General features: G+C 44.7%; 18 protein-coding genes and 3 tRNA genes. 3 read left to right on the top strand and 18 right to left on the bottom strand.

The window, feature by feature from the left end; all coding sequences use genetic code 11:
- Window positions 1-142 precede the first annotated feature (142 nt).
- Window positions 143-664 (bottom strand): zeta toxin family protein, encoded by a 522-nt coding sequence (locus tag DXC51_RS02355; RefSeq protein WP_025488310.1) that lies wholly within the window; start codon window positions 662-664, stop codon window positions 143-145.
- Window positions 665-810: 146 nt separating this feature from the next.
- Entirely contained in the window at window positions 811-1,413 is a 603-nt protein-coding gene (locus DXC51_RS02350; protein ID WP_102287424.1) for a GNAT family N-acetyltransferase, read from the bottom strand.
- Between the two features lie 369 nt (window positions 1,414-1,782).
- On the opposite strand from DXC51_RS02350, the gene DXC51_RS02345 reads away from it, so the two are divergent.
- Window positions 1,783-1,974 carry a hypothetical protein gene (locus tag DXC51_RS02345; protein ID WP_102287423.1) on the top strand — a complete coding sequence of 64 codons (192 nt, stop codon included), beginning with the start codon at window positions 1,783-1,785 and terminating at the stop codon, window positions 1,972-1,974.
- A 436-nt stretch (window positions 1,975-2,410) separates the two neighbouring features.
- Here DXC51_RS02345 and galT read toward each other — a convergent pair whose 3' ends face one another.
- The 4 genes from galT to DXC51_RS02325 all read right to left on the bottom strand — a co-directional run bounded on the left by galT (window position 2,411) and on the right by DXC51_RS02325 (window position 7,432).
- Complete coding sequence (galT, locus tag DXC51_RS02340) at window positions 2,411-3,937, bottom strand: UDP-glucose--hexose-1-phosphate uridylyltransferase (protein WP_102288548.1); 1,527 nt, start codon at window positions 3,935-3,937, stop codon at window positions 2,411-2,413.
- A 148-nt stretch (window positions 3,938-4,085) separates the two neighbouring features.
- Window positions 4,086-5,249, bottom strand: a complete 1,164-nt coding sequence (locus DXC51_RS02335; RefSeq protein ID WP_025488303.1) for a galactokinase — start codon at window positions 5,247-5,249, stop codon at window positions 4,086-4,088.
- Window positions 5,250-5,387: 138 nt separating this feature from the next.
- Window positions 5,388-6,290: an AraC family transcriptional regulator gene (locus DXC51_RS02330; protein ID WP_025488302.1), complete on the bottom strand. Its 903-nt coding sequence runs from the start codon at window positions 6,288-6,290 to the stop codon at window positions 5,388-5,390.
- An 8-nt stretch (window positions 6,291-6,298) separates the two neighbouring features.
- A complete protein-coding gene (locus DXC51_RS02325; RefSeq protein WP_117543533.1) occupies window positions 6,299-7,432 on the bottom strand; it encodes an aldo/keto reductase in 1,134 nt (377 codons plus the stop codon).
- 451 nt (window positions 7,433-7,883) lie between these two features.
- Here DXC51_RS02325 and DXC51_RS02315 point away from each other — a divergent pair, with 451 nt between their 5' ends.
- On the top strand, window positions 7,884-8,534 hold the full coding sequence (locus tag DXC51_RS02315) for a trimeric intracellular cation channel family protein (protein WP_025488300.1): 651 nt from the start codon (window positions 7,884-7,886) through the stop codon (window positions 8,532-8,534).
- A 111-nt stretch (window positions 8,535-8,645) separates the two neighbouring features.
- Window positions 8,646-9,488, top strand: a complete 843-nt coding sequence (locus tag DXC51_RS02310; protein ID WP_243003107.1) for a helix-turn-helix transcriptional regulator — start codon at window positions 8,646-8,648, stop codon at window positions 9,486-9,488.
- Window positions 9,489-9,589: 101 nt separating this feature from the next.
- On the opposite strand, the gene DXC51_RS02305 is transcribed toward DXC51_RS02310, so the two are convergent.
- The 12 genes from DXC51_RS02305 to DXC51_RS02250 form a co-directional block, all read right to left on the bottom strand.
- Window positions 9,590-9,662 (bottom strand) — tRNA-Gly (locus tag DXC51_RS02305).
- An 84-nt stretch (window positions 9,663-9,746) separates the two neighbouring features.
- Window positions 9,747-9,817, bottom strand: a tRNA-Gly gene (locus DXC51_RS02300).
- Between the two features lie 282 nt (window positions 9,818-10,099).
- Window positions 10,100-11,248, bottom strand: coding sequence for an immunoglobulin-like domain-containing protein (locus DXC51_RS02295; RefSeq protein WP_021637699.1), 1,149 nt, complete (start codon window positions 11,246-11,248; stop codon window positions 10,100-10,102).
- A gap of 90 nt (window positions 11,249-11,338) precedes the next feature.
- On the bottom strand, window positions 11,339-11,875 hold the full coding sequence (locus DXC51_RS02290; RefSeq protein ID WP_243003108.1) for a zinc-ribbon domain-containing protein: 537 nt from the start codon (window positions 11,873-11,875) through the stop codon (window positions 11,339-11,341).
- Between the two features lie 158 nt (window positions 11,876-12,033).
- Window positions 12,034-12,306: a DUF4318 domain-containing protein gene (locus DXC51_RS30225; RefSeq protein WP_117543527.1), complete on the bottom strand. Its 273-nt coding sequence runs from the start codon at window positions 12,304-12,306 to the stop codon at window positions 12,034-12,036.
- A 151-nt stretch (window positions 12,307-12,457) separates the two neighbouring features.
- Window positions 12,458-14,053: a hypothetical protein gene (locus DXC51_RS02280; protein WP_021637695.1), complete on the bottom strand. Its 1,596-nt coding sequence runs from the start codon at window positions 14,051-14,053 to the stop codon at window positions 12,458-12,460.
- 52 nt (window positions 14,054-14,105) lie between these two features.
- The gene (locus DXC51_RS02275; protein ID WP_117543525.1) at window positions 14,106-14,447 is read right to left on the bottom strand and encodes a hypothetical protein; all 342 of its coding nucleotides are present in this window, start codon (window positions 14,445-14,447) and stop codon (window positions 14,106-14,108) included.
- Between the two features lie 77 nt (window positions 14,448-14,524).
- Window positions 14,525-14,597, bottom strand: a tRNA-Phe gene (locus tag DXC51_RS02270).
- A 280-nt stretch (window positions 14,598-14,877) separates the two neighbouring features.
- Window positions 14,878-16,395: an alpha-amylase family protein gene (locus tag DXC51_RS02265; protein ID WP_025488294.1), complete on the bottom strand. Its 1,518-nt coding sequence runs from the start codon at window positions 16,393-16,395 to the stop codon at window positions 14,878-14,880.
- 12 nt (window positions 16,396-16,407) lie between these two features.
- Window positions 16,408-18,114 carry an extracellular solute-binding protein gene (locus DXC51_RS02260; protein ID WP_117530643.1) on the bottom strand — a complete coding sequence of 569 codons (1,707 nt, stop codon included), beginning with the start codon at window positions 18,112-18,114 and terminating at the stop codon, window positions 16,408-16,410.
- A gap of 58 nt (window positions 18,115-18,172) precedes the next feature.
- Window positions 18,173-19,078, bottom strand: coding sequence for a carbohydrate ABC transporter permease (locus tag DXC51_RS02255; protein WP_025488292.1), 906 nt, complete (start codon window positions 19,076-19,078; stop codon window positions 18,173-18,175).
- Between the two features lie 12 nt (window positions 19,079-19,090).
- The gene (locus DXC51_RS02250) at window positions 19,091-20,032 is read right to left on the bottom strand and encodes an ABC transporter permease (RefSeq protein ID WP_021637690.1); all 942 of its coding nucleotides are present in this window, start codon (window positions 20,030-20,032) and stop codon (window positions 19,091-19,093) included.
- Window positions 20,033-20,248: the final 216 nt, after the last annotated feature.

The raw sequence follows: 20,248 nt of genomic DNA, 5'->3' as shown, positions 1-20,248 counted from the left end.
GACCGAACCCCTGCTTTACACAGGATACCGCGAAAACGGTGTTGCGGCAAGAATGAAACTGCTTCCAGGAGGCATTCCGGCAGAACGCGTTATCCCGAAAGATACAGGGCTGCTCCGGGGGAGCCGGCTGCTTAACAGTGCTTTACGGCTGCGGCCTCCAGGTAATTTCATATGTTTTATCAATTAGAACATATTCCAGGCCGTATGCCCTGCACTGCTCCAGGTTTTCCCTGTTCTTGTCAACCAATGGCTCCAGCTCCAGATATTCATCCTCCATGCGGTCTTCAATATCGCTTCCATGGGCCCTGATGTCAGCGAAATGGGCGCGGATATAGTTTTCGCTGAAAACAAGGCAGACGTAACGGATCTCCTGCAGATATTCCGGTTCGAAATCCTTTTTAAAATCAAAGGGGATATAGCAGCCTTCAACTATCAGGTTCTGTTTGTTCTCAATGGCAGTTTTGATCATCTCCCGCACAACAGGCCACAGATAATCCGTCAGCAGCCTGCCATCGCTTTCCGGCGTCAGGGATGTGCGGCCGCTGCGGATCAGGCCCATTTTCAGGTGGTCGATGGACAGATAAGGATAGGAATAGGCTTCCAGAAGTTTCTGGGCAAAAAGGGTCTTTCCGGCGTGGGTGCTCCCGGCAATCAATATAATCATAAAACTCCTCCGTATATGGAACCGATTTTCATCGTCGTCCCGGCTTTTCTTTAGGATACAGCGAAAGCCGGCGGGTGGCAAGGGGTTCCGGGACAGCAGTGAAAAGAACTGCGGCCGTTTTTTGACTTGATGCGGTAAAAAAGGGCTTATACATCCTTCTCAATATAATGGACAGGGTAACGGTTCCAGTACTCCATGTATACCCGCTCCTTCCTGCCGTCAAGATTCAGCTGGTACATTCGGAAGGTGACCAGGATATTCTTGGGCTGCCACGGTTCCTCGTAAGAATAGCGGTAGGTCATGCCCATGCGTTTCATCACGTTTCCGCTTGCCGGGTTCTTTACATCATGTGTCGCCGTTATGTATGGAATTCCGGCTTTTCTGATTTCCTCCAGCACCGCGAGGGCAGCTTCTGTCATAATGCCCTTATGCTGGCAGTCCCTTCTCAGCGCATAGCCGAAATCATGGCTTTCCCCCACGTCCACGTTGATATAGCCAATGGGGATATTATCTGTCTTAAGACATATGGCATAATGGAAGCCGTCAGGTTCCTCACTGCGGCTCAGATAACGTTCTTCAAGGAACTGCTCCGCTTCCGCTCTAGTCTGTAAGGGGAACCAGGGGAGGAAGGTGTTTATCTCCCGGTCGGACATGAGCGCAAAAAACGCATCGGTGTCTTCCGGGGTGAAGGGGCGGATGAGCAGACGGTCTGTGGTGAGCTGGGTGGGGGTTTTGTGGATATTATTCATAATGATGCCTTTCTGATAAACCTGAATCTGCAGATAATATTTGCAGTGCTTTCATCTTCAATTTAATGTAACTGTTTGGAAAGTCAGCGCATTTAACTGCGCAGAGCAGCATTCCGCACTGACCGTAAAAATGTAATTCAAGAGTACCAAAATCCATCGCCGAAGGTGGTTTAGGATAGATTCTTGACAGTAACTGTGAAGGTGCTGGACAGTTACAATTTTATAATTAGAATACAGGCAAAAAAGATGTGTTGCAAGTAATTCCTGACAATATGCCGCTAGTTATTACTTCATCACCATAACATCTGGGTATATAAACGGATTTATGGATTGGATTACTATGCTTCCTGCCTGCGTGAGGAAGGTCTTATGGAACGTGAATATTCTTTGTTAATCGGTGCTTTACGGACACTTAATGTTTTTTCTGAGAATTCCGAACAGATAGAATTTACATATAATTATTGTGCTCCGGGCTTTTCGGATTTATTGAAAAACTACCCTGTACAGGAAATTGCCGGAAAGGGAAATGAACTTGATAAGGCTTTAAATCTTCTTAGATAGTGCAGTGAAAATGTTCTGCATAACGGCGGAACCAAGGATGTTGAATTCATTCCGAAAACATCCCTGAACATATTAAACTATGCCTATAAAAAGGGGTGGGAATATGGTGTATATTGTAGATTACAGGCTATTGTATTTACAGAATGCTGTTTGGCTCTTGGTATAAAGTCAAGAATTCTGCATTGTCTGCCTTTCGGCCCATATGATTTTGAATCCCATGTCATTTCAATCGTATACATTGCAGCACTGGCTTACATAGATAATCATCAGGACAAAAAATAGCTATCCTCTACGGCCAATAGAGGATAGCTTGAAACTAAAAATTATACAGTTATCCGAAGCGCAATCATCGGACCCGAAATATCCTTTGATTACTTCTAAATAAATTATGCACTGGGGACTTGAATCTTTCAAGTCACTTTTTATTTTCGCTGCCTTACTGGTTCAAAACCGCCGTAAACCTGTCAAAAGCCGCCTGACCTTCCGCCGTTCTCTTATAAACGCCGGCATCCTCCAGAACTTCCATGAATACCTGGCCGATTTCTGTCTGTATGATTTCATGGATGTTGTCTGCCGTCACATTCTCATATCTGGGAAGGAATTCCTCCACCCAGTCCGCATGCTTGCCAAGAACCTCATCGCCGCGGATATCCGCGCCTTCCAGTATTGCTTTTTCCAGAGCGGCCATTTCACCGTCCAGACGGGAAGGAAGCACCGCAAGACCCATAACCTCAATCAGGCCGATGTTTTCCTTTTTGATATGGTGCAGCTTTGCATGAGGATGGTAAACGCCCATGGGATGTTCTTCTGTGGTAATGTTGTTGCGCAGCACCAGATCCAGTTCGTAGTTGTCACCACGTTTTCTTGCGATGGGGGTAATGGTATTGTGAGGCTCCCCATCTGTTTCAGCATAGATAAATGCCTCTTCGTCTGTGTAGTTGCGCCATTTATCAAGAATCACGTCGGCAAGGGCAATAAGCCTGTCGCTGTCAGGACCGGAAATACGGATAACGGACATGGGCCAGTTCACAATTCCCGCTGTTACATCTTCAAAGCCTTTTACCGTGAAGGTTTTGTCCACGCCGGCTTTGGCCATGGGGAATTCATAGTGACCGCCCTGGAAGTGGTCATGGCTTAAAATGGAGCCGCCTACGATAGGAAGGTCCGCATTGGAACCAAGCATATAATGAGGGAACAGCTTCACAAAATCAAACAGCTTTACAAAGGTGTTGTGTTCGATTTTCATGGGAATATGCTGGGAATTGAAAACAATGCAGTGTTCATTATAGTAAACATAAGGGGAGTACTGGAAGCCCCACTGACCGCCGTTGATGGTGATAGGAATAATCCTGTGGTTCTGTCTTGCGGGATGGTTTACGCGTCCTGCATAGCCTTCATTTTCCACACACAGCTGGCATTTGGGGTATCCGCTCTGTTTTGCGTTTTTGGCGGCTGCAATCGCCTTGGGATCCTTCTCCGGCTTGGACAGGTTGATGGTGATATCCAGATCTCCGTACTTTGTATGGGCAATCCATTTCTGGTCACGGCATACGCGGTAACGTCTGATATAGTCTGTATCCTGGCTGAATTTGTAAAAATACTCCGTTGCAGCTTCCGGGGACTGGGCATAGTAAGTATTGAATTTTCGAATAATTTCACTGGGACGCGCCACAAGCACGCTCATGATTTTTGTATCGAACAAATCCCTGTATACAACGCTGTTGTTTTCAAGAAGTCCGTTCTGTGCCGCGTAGTCAAGCATATCCTTAAGAATGCTTTCCAGTTCGCCTGTCAGCTGTGCTTCTTCGCTTTTGTCTGCTGTAATCGGCGTATCCGCATCCTCAAGCTCCTCCAGGCCGAACAGCTCCAAAAGACGGTTAGCGGTGTAGATGGTATCCTCCGGCTCCACAAGTCCGGTCGCAAGACCATATCTTACTAATTCCCTGATACTTTTCTGAATCATATTCTCCCTCATTTCTGCGGTAATCCCGCGCAACCTGTATCTGTGTAACTCCATAAGCCTGCCGGCTCTGTGTATTCTATGTAATTCCACCAACCTGCCGGCTCTGTGCATAAAGAGGGGCGGCTTGGAACCCAGCCGCCCGTACTGATTAGATTAAGCTCGGTCCGTCCCCGATCTCCACAACATAGAAATCAGCAGCATAACCAATTTTCTTCAGATATTCCGCTCCTACCTTTTCGATGAAGCCGTCGATGGCTTCCGTCTTAACAATGCTGACAGTGCAGCCACCGAAGCCTGCGCCTGTCATACGGGAACCGATAACGCCGTCCACCTTCCAGGCTTCTTCCACCAGGGTATCCAGCTCAATGCCGGTAACCTCATAATCATCACGAAGGGATACGTGGGAAGCATTCATCAGCTGTCCAAACTGTGCGATATCATTCGCCTTCAGAGCGGCAACAGCCTTGATGGTGCGCTGGTTTTCATAAACCGCATGCTTTGCGCGTTTTGTGCGTACATCGTCTTTGATTGCAGATTTATACTGTTCAAACTGCTCTTCCGTGAGGTCTCCCAGAGAGTTGATTCCCACAACCTCCTGAATCTCAGCCAGAGCTGTCTCGCATTCGCTTCTTCTTTCGTTATATTTGGAATCTCCCAGGCCGCGCTTCTTATTGCTGCAGGCAATGACAATCTTGGCGCCTTCCAGATGGATGGGCGCATATTCAAAGCTCAGATCCGCGGTATCCAGGAAAATAGCGTGATCCTTTTTGCCCATGGCAATAGCGAACTGATCCATAATTCCGCAGTTGACGCCGTTGAAATTGTTCTCGGAATACTGTCCGATAAGCGCCAGATCCTGATTGGTCACATCAAAGCCAAACATATCCCTGAGGATAAATCCGGTCAGCACCTCTACGGATGCGGAGGAGGACAGGCCGGAGCCGTTGGGAATGTTGCCGAACAGAAGCAGATCCATTCCATAAGGGATCTCAAAGCCTCTCTTTTCAAACGCCCACATAACTCCCTTGGGATAATTGGTCCAGTCAGCTTCCTTCTCAGGCTTTAAGCCGTCCAGGCTGCTTTCAATCACTCCCAAATGTTCAAAATTCATAGAATAAAAACGCAGCTTCCTGTCGGCTCTCTGCCTTGCCACGCCATAGGTTCCGATAGTCAGCGCACAGGGAAAAACATGTCCGCCGTTATAGTCCGTATGCTCCCCGATGAGATTCACGCGTCCCGGGGCAAAGTAGGTTCTCGCTCCTGTGGTATCCCCAAAAACTTCCCCAAATTTCTGCAGAATTTTTTCTTTCATGCTCCTTCTCCTTTTCTTTATGGCTATGTATCGTTTCGTTATGGCCGCAAAATGTGCAACCGCTTTCACCTGAATTTATCATATAACAAAAGACAGATACCGGCAAAGTGATATTTGTTGCAAGTACCTGTCAAAATGTTAACTGTTTAATTTATTGACCTGGCTGATGAAATCTTCCACCTGTCTTAAGTATTCTTTATTTCTGCGGCTTTCCTTATTCTGCATCTCCCGCCGGTAGCTGGAGGGAGACATTCCTTTCATCTGTTTAAATGCCTTTGTAAAAACCAGAGGGTCATTATAGCCACAGGAAAGCGCGATGCTCTCCACGGGAAGCGCCGTCACGGCAAGCAGTTCCGCCGCCTTGGTAATCCGGTAGGTAGTCAGAAACTGCTGGGGCGACATCCCCATGGAATTTTCAAACAGGGTATACAGATAGCTCCTGTTGATACATACATAATCCGCCACATCCGTAACCTTCACCGGATTGCAGTAGTTGCGCTGGATGAATTCCACCGCCCTTATCACATACTGGTTCGCCTTATCCTCTTCCGCCTTGTCCTGCGGTCTGGCATTTTCCGCAATAAGGGACAGAAAAATCTGGAGCTGGCCGTTGCGCCGCAGCTCATTTGTAAGGCCGAAGGTGTTGTGCTCCATCATATCCCTCACGCTTCCGTAAAGCTCGTCCGAACGTTCGGAATGAAAAACCGGATGACGCACTGAAAGCCCCATATAGTTCACGAAGTTCCCGGCGCCGCTTCCGGAAAAGCCCACCCAAACGTAGGTCCAGGGCTCTCTTTCATCCGACTGGTAAAAGGCCAGCTCTCCGGGTGTAATGAGGAAGCCGCTCCCCGCCTCCAGCGGGTACTCTCTTCCGCCTATCCGGAAAATTCCCTTTCCGCTCAGAACATAGTGAATCATATAATGGGGCTTAAGCGCCGGGCCGAAGCTGTGCAGCGGCTCCGTTTTGGAGCAGCCGCAGCAGTTTACAGCCAGCGTTCCTGTCTGTTCATTGATAAATTCCAGCTTATATGCTTTTTCCATAGTCTGTTTTACTTGAAGATTCTTTCATCCAGATCCTTCTGCACCTGTACCAGGTTATCTCTGATAGAAAGCTTCTGAGGGCAAAGTGTCTCGCATTTGCCGCACTTAATGCAGTTCTTTGCTTTTTCTTCTTCTTTCAGTTCTTTTTCCCAGGACCATTTTACATGATCATATGTACGGTACATGTGATAATTGTTCCAAACCTTGAAGTTGCCCGGAATGTTGACGCCTGCAGGGCACGGCATGCAGTAGCGGCAGCCGGTGCAGCCATTCTGAACGCGGGAACGCAGCTCCGTCACGATGCTCTCGATCTCTTTCTCTTCCGCTTCGCTTAAAGGGCTAAAATCCTGGAAGGTCTTCAGGTTGTCTTCCACCTGATCCATAGTGGACATTCCGCTCAGAATAACCTTTACATTGGGATGGCTTCCCACCCAGCGAAGCGCATAGGAAGCAACGCTTCTGTCGGGATCCATCTTATGGAATCTGTCGTTGATGTCTTCGGAGAAGTTGGCAAGGCTTCCGCCCTTAATGGGTTCCATGATTACAAGCGGCACGCCCAGGCTTTCTGCCAGTGCATAGCCCTTATCCCCAGCCTGTTCCTGAGTATCCATATAGTTATACTGAATCTGACAGAAATCCCAGTCACGGTAATGGAGGATTTCGTCAAATACCTCATAGTCATCGTGGAAGGAAAAGCCGTAATATCTGATTTTTCCCTCTTCCTTCAGCTTGGCGCAGTACTCCACAACGCCCAGTTCCTTCATGGCATCCCATTTTTCCTTATTTACCGCATGAAACAGGTAAAAATCAATATAATCTGTCTGCAGCCTCTGCAGCTGTTCTTCAAAAATACGCTTGGCATCGTCTACGCTGTTAACGGCCCACAGCGGCAGCTTGGTTGCCAGGAAGAAGGAGCTTCTGTCATACTTTTTCAGCACCTTGCCCACCAGGGGTTCGCTTTCCCCGTTATGGTACGGATAAGCGGTGTCAATATAGTTTACGCCGGAGGCAATGGCTTTATCCAGCATTCTTTCAGCCTCCGCTTCATCTATTTTCCCATCGGGCAGTGTGGGAAAACGCATGCATCCAAACCCCAGCAGCGATGTTTCAATCCCCAGTTTTTCCAGTTTTCTCTTTTCCATTTGCTACACTCCTTTTTGTTGTAATACACTAAAGTCCGACTGTGGAAATGAACCACATGGTATTATTATAAATGATTCCGAACACATTTTCTATAGCTTTTAAAAAGATATGATTCTCAGATATGGCGATTTGTACCTCAGGCTGTCCCGCCGCCCTGTAACAGCATCTGCCTGTCCATAGCTGCCCCGCGAAAACATCGGATATTGGCAACGATCTGATTCCTTTTCCCCCTTTCCTATCTGCATCCATACTTTCCCATAAACAGCATATCCCCTGGAGTGCACTCAAAGTCAAGAGTTTTTCCATATTTCCATATTTCCATATTTACCTTCCATATTTCCATATTTACCTTCTATAATTATAATTCCATATTTATAAAAGGGAATTGAGCCCGGGGTAATTTCATGCTATTATTAGAACGTTTAAAATCCCTGAAAGGTACGAATGATTATGCAGCTACAGCCAAATATTATATTTATTGTAGAAATTATAGGTACGATTGCCTTTGCCTCCTCCGGCGCCATGGTGGCGGTACGGAAGCGGCTGGATTTGTTCGGGATTATTGTCCTGGGCGTCATTACGGCGGTGGGCGGAGGTATGCTCCGCGACCTGATGATCGGAAATATCCCGCCAAATATGTTCCGCAACCCGGTTTATGTGCTGGCGGCGTTTCTTACCGTGCTCGTTCTTTTTCTGCTGTTCCGCTGTTGGCCTTTCCTGCTTGGCAGCCGTTATATTGAGGGCTACGAAAAAATTATGAATATCCTCGATGCCATCGGCCTTGGGGCCTTTACGGTAATTGGCATTGACACCGGCGTGGAAGCCGGATATGGCGACTATCATTTCCTGATTATTTTTCTTGGGGTAATTACGGGAATCGGCGGAGGAATCCTGCGTGATATCATGGCCGGGGAAACGCCATATGTTTTAAAAAAGCATATTTATGCCTGCGCTTCCATTGCCGGAGCCTGCCTGTATGTAGTGCTGCTTCAGGTAACCCGTTCGGACTCCGCCATGATAGGCAGCGCGCTGCTGGTTGTGGCAATCCGCATTCTGGCAAGCCATTTCAGGTGGGATTTGCCGGGAATTGATATGGATTAGGGCTGTTACCATTCTGTTTACATCCCCGTTCCAGGTGTTTCTTTCCTTCTATGCCTCAGGCTCCTATAATAAAAGCAGGCCGGCAAAAAAATAAAAAGGAGTGTATATGTGATGGTGGAATTTGGTGAAAAGGTTAAGAAGCTCCGTGAAGAAAAGGGAATGACACAGCAGACTATGGCGGATCAGCTGTACGTAACGAGACAGGCTGTCTCCAGATGGGAATGCGGCGCCCGTTTTCCGGATCTTCTGACAGCGAAAAAAATAGCGCAGATTCTGGAGGTTTCCGTAGACGAGCTTCTGTCCGGGGAGGAACTGAAGAAAAGTATTGAAAGGGATCCTGTTCTGTCTGCTCCAGTGTCAAATATGATTCAGACAATACTTTATGCAGTCGCCTCAGCCGCATACTTATTAATGCTTGTGTTCAGCCTGTATTCTTTTTATCCTGCACAGGCCCTGAAAGGAACTCCGGCCGGGAAAATAACGGCGATAAACGTTATTACTGCGGTTGGGTATCTCATAAATCTGTGTGCCCTGGCGGCCGGGCTTGTTTTTTCGGCCCGGAACAGTTTATCTGCTGCAAAAACAGGCGCTGTCATGTGTACGAATTATATCATTTCATCATTGACGTTCCTTGCGGTTCTCATGGATATGACAATAAAACAGAACGGCCATATGGGCCTGTCCGGCTGGCTGGATCTGTTTATTCCCGTATTATCTGCGGTATGTATCCTTGTATTTTTCAGCAGACGCGGGGAAAAGCTTTCTCCTGTCATTATCTATGTGACTGCCGCCGTGTCGTTCATTGAAATTGCACAGGGCTTCATAATCTCTCTCAGAAACATGACGGATTTGAGCTTTGCAGTGACGAGCGTCCATTTACTGGGAAAAGCCGGGCTGGTGGTTCTGCTTGTTTATCAGGCGTATACCCTGGACAGGAAACGGAAGCTGCTTTGAAAAGTGAATGGGAAAAGAGTGAAATGAAAGAGCAGAAAATTTTTTAACTAAAAACAGCGGCCCGGATTTTCCGGAAACCGCTGTTTTCCTGATTCTGTGAGAGCGATAGACGGGGCTCGAACCCGCGGTCTCGACCTTGGCAAGGTCGCGCGTTACCAACTACGCCACTATCGCATTTGATATAGCAGTGACTGCTTCTTCCTGGAAATCAGTCACCTGAGTACAGGAATTAACCTGCTTACGGATAATTCATCCGCAAGCGGGTGATGGGAATCGAACCCACGTATCCAGCTTGGAAGGCTGGTGTTCTACCATTGAACTACACCCGCATATATGTAAAGCGTTCCACGCCCGGCGTTCACCGCCAACAGCGCTTCCCGCGAGATGCCAAAACCCAATCAAACCTGCAGCCAAAGCATTTTGTATGAATTGTGTTTCGAACGAGTTATATATTACCATGCGATAATTTAATTGTCAACTCCAAAAAATATTTTTTTTCAGATGTGTCCGCCCTCCGGCAGCTGTGAAGGGACGGAACCATTATGCAGCTTAGGATAAGTGTAAAAAAACTAAGAAGGCAGGCCTGCTGCCTGCCTTCTGTCGTCCCTTGATTAATTCAGCCCTGTCCCTTCCGGATGATCGAGGGTATTGGAATCATAGATCATGGCAAAGCTTATTTCGTAATTGTCGCTTCCCAGATACAGAACAATATCCACATCATCGCTGCTCCATAGATTTCTGAATTTTACCTCCCCGATGCTCAGGGCCTCACCCTCGGAACTGCAGTAGCCATACAGCCTGCCCTTACCCTTTTCTTTCTTAGGCTCTCCGTAATCAAGCGTCAGTTTTTCCGTAATGGAATCAAACTTGTTTATGTAAATATCATAATCTGTATGAGGCTGCATAAAAATAACCGTTATACAGCACAGCTGATCCTTATCATTCATCTGGTAGTAGATATAGGCATCCTCGCCCTCCACGGTATCTTCATAAATGATCAGGCTTTCCCCATTATCCTCATCCTGCTTTGTAAAAAGCTCTCCTGTTTCGTAACGCTGTATCACCTCCGCACTGTCGCCCAGTTTGGCATTTCTGAAAAGACAGTCATCCCTGTTTTCCACGATTAATGTCATGCTTTTCTTCTCTGATTGATTTCCGCTGCCGTCTTTTGCGGTAAAAACAATTTCATAGGTCCCTTCCGCATTCAAATCGTAATCGCCGCTGACTTCCACGGTACAGCTGTCTGCGTCAGCAGCCTCCGCATTGCTTTCCGGCTGATATGAGCTTCCCTTTGCCACATATACGGTATCCTTAAGCACCGTCAGCTCCGGGGGCACTGTGTCCGTCACATGAAAATCATATTGAACCTGCTTAATATTGCCTCTTTTATTTTTTACATTGAAAAGCACCTGATAATCACCGGCCGCATTACAGTCAAAACCTCCGTCATCAACTATGGTGACATCAATAATATCTTCCGGACTATACTCCAGATATTTTATCAAATCCACATCCGTTCCCAATTCAATGGTATCCTTGCCTTGTGAAATCTGAAAGCTTCCCTTATATACAAATTTATAAATGAAAAAAGCAGCCAGAATCAGCAGCAGAACTATTGCCGCAATGACAACAGGTATTACCTTTTTCTTTTTATTGCTTCCTTCATCCTTCTTATTATTGACAGGGAAACCGCAGTGTGGGCAGTTATTCACCTGATCAGAAATTTCTTTCCCGCATTCCGGGCAGTTCATAAGCGCCATTTTTTATTCCTCCGTATTATATGGTAATCAGGTAAAAGCAATGTCATCCGGGATCACAGTATCTCATTTTCTTCAAAATACATTATCCCTCTAATCTATATTTACCCAGATTTCTTCATTATCCGTACTTGTAAGGGCAGGGGATACTATCATTGCTTTTTTATCATCACTGAGTTCAACCCTGATGGTTTCCCAATCATCTCCATAACGCAATACTTTAATTTTATTACCGCTTATAACTTTATAATCGTATGTAGCCACAGTCGTATCCATCCATGCGTATCCTGTTTCCAGCCGGTACTCGATTTCATCCTCTGAAAAATCCAATACACATAGAATATACGCCCCTTCTTCACCTTCAATCTTGCACCAGCCACGCTCCAGCTCTTTTTTCAGGTTTGACGCCTGTACCGCATTCACAATAACAAAAACCAGTACTACTGCTGCAACCGCCGCCGCTGCAATTATAATTTTCTTTTTATTTTTCTGCCAGAAACCAGGCGCCTGGGCTGGCTGCTCTTGCTCTATACCCGGTCCATCTTCCTCGATTTTTGTTCCGCATTTCATGCAAAAAGATGAATCACCAGGTAATTTTTCACCGCAATTAGGGCACACCTTCTCCATCATATTTTCCACAGCAAATTCCCCCTCATAAAATTCAATTACTTATTATCATTTGCAAACGTGCCATTTCCCACAGGCCTGATAACTGCTGTCATTCCATAAAAATGTTCCTGCTTCTTTACCAATAGGGCTGCAATGAATCAGCTTTATCTGGCCAGATATTATTTTTCCCTGCATATAATGCCGTAACCCAGATTAAGGGGATTGGCTCCTCTGCATACTTCATACTTTCTTCCAGCTATTTCGACTTCATCATCCCCCGTAAATACGCAGGATTCCCCGCTTGCTTCACAATACCTGGAAATTGCCTCCATTGCTTTTGCAGGTGTCGGATATTCTGAGATTTCCTCATACGGAACATCAAATGTTACATGAACATAAAAACACTTCCTTTCCTTAAATTGGGCGGCACGCTTTAACACCCTGAAGCGCATGCCATTAACTTATCAGATGAAGCTATTATACGGCATATAGTGAAAGAATACTACATATTTTGTGTTTTTCTGATACTTTAAATTATGGTAATTTCTTGAAAACACAATAAAAAAGGACTACGGTGTTATCCGTAATCCTTTTTTATTTTAATTATCTATACATCGCTTCAAACTGTGCTAATAAATCTTTCGGCTCATGTGTTCTTTTAAACTCTGAAATTTCATTTACTTTAGCATCAATAGTTGCAGTCATTTCTTTTTTCTTTGAAAATGCAAATAATCCCAAACTATTCTTTTCAGACCTTAAAACATTTAATTCGTCATATTTCTGCTTTAATTCCTTCTCATATATATCCATTGCTTTATCATAAGCATCATAACGTTTCTTTGCTTCTTCAATATATTCCATAACACAATCAGTTAAAGCATTTCTGATTTCACCATTTATATCATTTAAAGTAGTTGCAGAACTTCCTGACATTCTAATGATTTCCGGCGAAAGAATACCCATTCCAACAAATTCATCATATTGTTTTTCAGAAACCAATGCTAACATCTTTTTATCAATGTTCTTGATAACATCTTCTCTCGATTTTTTCACAACTTCCTTCATCGAACTACTGATATTATCTCTAATGAATCTGTCAAGTTTTTTCTTATCTGATAAAGCGGTATTGATTATCTTGTATGAACCCTCGATATTTTCTAATGTACCTTCATATATCTTTTTCCATATTCCAATTTCATCAGTTCCACGATATGTAGCAAGAATTGATATTGGCACTGTTACTTTTTCTGTGTTTTTCAGATTCTTTTTTACATAATCATCAAGCACTTCTGTAAGAACTTCATCTTGATAGTAGTATTGTGCAGTTTTAAAAGTATCAAGATCACACAAACCCATTTCTAAAACCTTTGCATATATATCCGGATTATAAGGGCAACTTTTAAATGCTTGAATCAAAACACTCTTTTTATCTTCAACTAAAGACATATTATTAAGTATTTCTGATGAACGCTTTATATCATATTCCTTTGTTTTAGAATAATCAAATATGTTATTTTGTTGTAATTTATTTAAAAAGGTATCCATCAATTCAGATATGAACATACCAAAAGCATTTGCAATTTCTGCAAATGTTTTAATCATAACTTCTGCATTTTTCTTTTCTGTTACCGATGTACCTCTTGCCGATAATGCGTCCATTGCTCTTTTATAATCTCTATCGGCTTGCTCACATTGTTTTTTTATTGTGCTTGTTTCAAATGCCGCCAATGTCATATGTGCAATCATACTGTTAGAATACATTGATATTCCTGTTCCCGTAACTTGTGAATATGCAGATTGTTGCGCATCTTCCCAATCATCTAAAAAATTCTGCAGTTCTTCTGCTAAATTAAGTCGCAAACCACGCATCATTATATTCTGATAAACATCGTTATAATAAATATATCCTTTATTATTATCTACTAAATCACTTTCGGTCACATCGAAAATATTATATTTAGCAAGCATAGATATGACTTTTTTACCCTCTTTACGCATATCTTCTTTTAATTTTGTCTCAACTTCTCCTGCTTGGCTAGTTTCACCACCAGTAATAGTCGGTCTATTCATTGTAACCAAAAGGGCTTGTGATAATCTCTTGTTAATTTTTTCAAACTCATTACAATACGATACATAATCTTTTAATTCTTCTGGAAAAGAATAATTTTCACCAAGAAATTTTACTGTAACATCAGCCATATCCCAATACCTCCTACATAAGTATTATCTGTAATTATACTCCTACAAGCCATCAATTTCCACAATTTTCACATCTGATACCCAAGACTGACATGAGAATTATATCTTTTTGCTGTATTTGAAAACCATTTTCTAAGTATCTTCCGCTCTCCATCCGTTCATTTTGTCTCTCTGATATTCTTTCTTCTTTTGAAGCTGTTTCCTCCTCTAATGTTTTTTCTTCCTCTGATTCTCTTTCTGCACTTAGAACACTTTCCTCTTCTTCCAGCCTCTTTTCGTTTTCTTCTTTTACTCTTTCATAATGTGCTCTTACATTATATCCGCAGTCAGGACATGCTTCGGCCGTATCCGATACTCTTTCCCTGCCGCATTCAGGACATTTAACCAGCGCCATAATTCAATCCCCCAAATCACTGTTTTTCTATACAAAAAAAGGTAATTACCACATATATCAGTAATTACCACTGTAACTGCCCAGAACCGGAATCGAACCAGTGACACGAGGATTTTCAGTCCTCTGCTCTACCAACTGAGCTATCTGGGCCTGCCGCATATAATATTTTATTTGCAACATGGATTATTTTATCGGCTTTTCTTTTAACTGTCAAGCGTTAGATTGTATTTTCATGGATATTTTGTTACAGTTCAGCTTTCGGCTGAATCAATATTCAAAAGTTTTGTGAATATCAAAAGGCTATTATGGGTACGCCGTTTTTTAGCCGGTGCATCGTTCGTTAGTTCAACTGAAGGCTGAACCGTAACAAATTAATCAATTGCAAAAGGAGCCGGTGTCCGGCTCCTTTCACTTCCCTTTTCAGAACCTTCTATCCCAACTGACAAATCATAAATCCCGGCGCTGAAACATCCCCGCAATCATTATCCAGCCATCCTTTGCCCTGTATTTTATCAAAGTCCAGCACCAGCTTACGTTTATTTTGCGCAAGCATCTCCGTGATATCATGGGCACGGTCCCTGCACAGGTCCTGCAAGTAAATTCTGCCCTGCAGTTCTTCCTGAAAAGACAAGGTCAGCATATCAAATTCCCCGAAAATTCCAATCGGCTCTGTAAAAGCCTTCAATTCAAAAGCTGCCTTTGTTCTCGGCGTGTAATGTTTCCTTTCCCCCAATGTCCTCGGCAGAAAAGCGATGCTTACCGCCCCGGTTTGGGGATGTTTGCTGCAGACAAGGAAGGGCATTTCTTTTCCGTCTGATGTGACTGCAGGGAAATCCATATCCCTTGTAATCATCCAGGGAGCAAATTCCTCGATTTCCTCACAATCATCAAAAACATGGGAAAGCCATCCTTCCCCGTCTGGTCCGTCTATGGACGTTGTCCAGTCTCTCAGCAATTTCACGGTTGCCCGATTTCTGCTTTTCCCTGTCCCAAACGGCGGCGCTATTCGCTGCCAGCAGACAGCTCTTTCCACTTCGTTGTATTTTCGCCCAAAGTCCAAAACATCAGTTTTTGTACCGCCCCATGCCGGATGGCGCATAATTCCCATGGAGCACCCCAGTCCCGCAGCCAGATACGGCGCATCTTCAACATTCACGATACACTCGCATCCGTGCCGGCCATTTACGGTAAGCCGAAGCGCCTCCCAGGCCCTTCTGATCGCCGTGCTGTAATTAAACTCCCGTGTCACATCATAGGTTCTGAAAAAATCACTGCTTTCCAGCACCTTTGACAACACAGACGCTTCCGTTTCCGTTTCATCCATGGGGCCGCGGCAGATTGCATGTTCAATCCTGACTCCCGGCGCATATTGTTTTACAACTTCAGTCATCATATCCCTGTAGGCGCTGTCACCCGCATGATATCCCCAGTCAACCTTCCAGTATGAGACGCCTGCCTCCTGACACCAGAGAGCCTTTTCTTTCCAGTACTCTCTTGACTGTTCCATAGAATACGGCTCTTTCGACGCCTCTCCGGCGGCATTCGCACAAATCCACAGTCCAAGTCCTCTGTATCCCAGCTGCGTTATTCTTTCTTTCATTTTACGCAGGCGTTCCTGCGGCTCTCCGGGAAAGCCAGGAAATCTTTCTTCATTCAAAATAAGGCTCCCAAAAGCGCTTATCTCTCCATTTCCGGGGATGTGGCGGGGCACATCCCAACCGTCATCCAGCAGCACATAAATATCTTTTCTGATATGCTCAAAATAACCGTTCAGAAGCCCCCGTCTGCCAAACAAAAATGATTCATCCAGAATATCCCGCAGATTTAACGTAATTTTTCCGTCTTCCACCGTATTCATGCGATATTGTGTATCCCATGTGCACCAGTAATTGCCGGTATCCGCTCCCGTTTCCGGAAGCAGGTTCACGTTAGAATTTTGTTCTTCCATTCCCTGTGCTCCTTATTTCATCGCTCTGTCGTATCTTCCCTGGTTAATTGCAATCAGCTCATCCAGTCCCAGATCCTTCAGATCCTGAATATAGGCATCCCAGTCATCCAGGCTCTTTTCACCCATAATCAGCTTTGTGAGCAGTTCAGAAGAATATGTGCTCAGATCACTGCTGATCTCACTGATTTTACTGATTTCATCCAGCGTAGGAACTGCATATGCCGTTTCGTCATGGAACAGCCGGTGTGTGGGATCATTGAAGCAGTCAATATTATAGTCTTCTTTACCGGATGCATTGTTTTTAACACCTTTTTCTTTTGCGATCTGCGTGGAGGTCACCATCTCTCCATTGACGTCCTTGTTTAATTCAAAGCGGGGGAAAATACCTCCGTTTGTCCATAGAGCGATGCCGGTCGCATCCGTATTTTCCAGAGATGCATCGATAATATTGCTGTATTGTCCGTCTACCATTTCATAGCTGACACCTTCAATGCCGTACTCCGTTAAAAGAATGCACTCGTCCGATACCAGGTAATCCAGCAGTTTTCCAACCGCATCCTGTTTGTCGCTGCTTGCAGGCACGGCATATGCCCGGAATCCGGGATTATAGACATTAGGCCCTCTGAAAAGCGGAACCTGTCCTTCTACCGCCTGCGCTCTGAAAGGCACATACCAGGGATACGCCGCGCCCTCAGGCAGGCTGATTGTGGCTTCCATCCAGGTCATGGTTGTCCAGTCCGCAATCCCTGCAACCTGATTGTTTGCCAGATAAGTATTGAATTCATTCCCGGACATTTTTAATACGCCTGCCGCATATAATTTCTGCATATATGTGATATATTCTTTTACATGTTCCTGATACCAGGGAGATGTTACTGTATTATTGTCCTGGGTGTTGATAAATGTCAGGCCGGTTCCCAGGCCAAACCACTGTGCGATGTCCGTGGAAAAATTATCGAACCAGACACAGATAAATTCATCCGCCGCACCGCTTTTGTTCACATCCTGTTTCTGGAACTCCACAAGATCCTCATAAAGCTCCTCTGTTGTTTTCGGAATTTCTCTGCCGATCGCATCCAGCCAGTCCTGCCTGATGGAAAATCCAAGCGCGAAGTTTGTTTCCATTTCTCCTTTGTAAGTGGAAGATCCAAAGTCAGAAATCCAATAACATTTTCCGTCTTCCAGCTTCAAATGGTTATAAAAATATTTGCCGGCATCGCTCTCAAAAAACTCCTTTGCAGGCCCTTCGGAATGCTGTTCCCAAATGTCGCTGATGGGCTGAAGCTGTCCCTGCCTCACCAGATTAATCTTTGTCTTGTCATCGAGCGGCGTGATCTGAATCAAATCATAATTTGAAAATTCACCGCTGGCAGCCATTGTCTGGCAGGTTGTTTCAAACTGGTCAGATTCAATCAGATCCAGCTCCAGTTTGATTCCTCTTTCGGCAAGATCCTCTGTCAGCTTCTGCCACCGTTTGCTCTTTCCCTCTTCAGCCCAGTCCTTTAAGGTAACTGTTCTCCCATTCGCTCCCGTAAATGTGTAATTATTTCCGAGTACGCGCACAACTTCAAGTTCTTCCCCCGTTCCTGCCGCTTCCTGCGCTTCAGTGCCGTTATCCGTTTTCACCTCTTCTGAAGGTTTCTGCCCGCATCCTGCCATTCCCGCCGCCAAAACAACGCTCATTGCAATCGCCAGCATTCTTTTCATTTTCCTTCTCATTTTGTAAATCCTCCTCTTTTATTTTCAGCCTGTTTGGGCTGCTTAACATGGTTGATTGTCATTCTTTCAGCGAGCCGAGCATAACACCCTTTACAAAATATTTCTGAAAGGACGGATATGTAAACAGTATCGGTAATGTTGTAAATATAATCATGGCATATTTCAACTGAGCCCCTGACATCTGTTTTCTCATCATCTCAGCCGCCAGTTCCGGTGTGAGAATTTCCGTAACCTGACGTGTGCTCTCCACCAGTATCCTTCTCAGGAAAAGCTGCAGCGGCTGCCAGTCCGTCCGCGGCAAATAGACCAGCGCTGAAAACCAGCTGTTCCACGTTCCCACAATCGTATAGACAGAAATCACTGCCAGGATCGGTTTGGACAGCGGCAGATAAACATCTTTTAAAATCCGCAGGATGCCCGCGCCGTCAATTTTGGCCGCCTCTCTCATCCCCTCAGGGATGCTGGAAAAGAACGCTTTCATAAGAATAATATTCCAGATGGAAAAACAGGCCGGTATAATCTGGGACAGCGGGTTTGCATACAGGCCGAGTTTTGTAATGAGCAGAAACGCGGGAATCATTCCTCCGCTGAAGTACATCGGAATCAGTAAGAACAGATTCAGATATTTTCTTCCCATCAGCCTTTTATATGTCAGCGGATAAGCGATCATCACGCTGGTTGCGAGCATCAGTAAAGTGGTCGGCACCGTATACAGAATTGTATTCAGATAAGCTCTCCACATTTCTTTATCACCGATCAGCATTCTGTATGCATCCAGTGAAAATCCTTTCGGGAACCAGTAAACATCCATTCTTGCCGCAATTTCCGGCGCGCTTACGGAAAGAATCAGCACATAATACATCGGATAAAGCGTGACCGCACATATCAGAATTACTAATAAATAGAGAATACCTGTGACGACCGGATTTCCTTCTCTGATTCTGTTTCTTTTTCTGCTTCTCATCCCACAGTCCTCCTACCACAATCCGTATCCTGTCATTTTATTGCTTATTTTATTCGCAATAAATGTCAGGGAAAAACCGATGGCTGACATAAACAGCCCTGCTGCCGCCGTATAGCTGTATTCACCGGAAATAATACCGGTTCTGTATGTATAGGTTCCAATCACATCCGCTACATCATATGTGGCCGGCGAATACAATAAAAGAATCAAATCGCTGTTCGTGCCCAGAATTCCGCCAACGGCCATGATCAGATTGATTGCGATAATATTCTTTATCCCAGGCAGTGTAATGTATCTGCATTGCTGCCATCTGTTCGCACCGTCAATTTTTGCCGATTCATACTGACTCTGGTCAATAGAGGTAATGGAAGAAATATAAAGAATGCTTCCAAACCCGAATCCCTTCCACACATTTGTGATCGTATAAACGGCCGGGAAAGCCGCCGACTCAATTCTCCAGTTCTTATTCGGCAGTCCGAATGCCGCCGAAAGAAAATTCGTAATCATCCCTCCTTCATCAATAAAGGATATCACCATACCGGCAACAACCACCGTGGATATAAAATACGGCATGTAGCTGACTGTCTGCGCAAACTTCTTAAACTTTGTCCGCTTAATCTGATCAATCAGCAGAGCGAACAGAATGGGCGCCGTAAACCCAAACAGCAGATTCAATCCGCTCAACACCAGCGTATTTCTGATTAAACGCGCAAAATACTTTCCTTCAATAAACCGTTTAAAATGGTACAGGCCAACCCATTCCACCCCTTCTCCCCAGAAAGGCGACCCCGGCATGTAATCCTGAAATGCAATTACCAGGCCAAACATGGGGCCGTATGCAAACACAAGAATCAGTAAAAATACCGGAAGCATCAATAAATACAGCTGGATATTTTCCCGAACCACAGCATGGGATGCCCTGACTTTTACTTTTCTTCCTTTCCTTTTTTCCAATCGTATCCCTCCATTCCAGATTATCTAAAATTTTTATTTTCTTTCCTTTCTGTTTTTATTCTAACTTTTAACTGCCGCGTTCTCAATTTGAATAATTTTATCCCAGTTTGAATTTTTTTAACTACGGCTCCTTTTCGTTGACACTCCAACCGGTTCTGTTACAATGTATGCAGAAAGGGAAAACTACTGGAATTGATACTCATAACGGAATGCACA

The organism is Eisenbergiella massiliensis (genome assembly GCF_003435485.1).
Note: the sequence above shows the minus strand (reverse complement) of the source record. Positions and strands in the feature narration are given on the sequence as shown.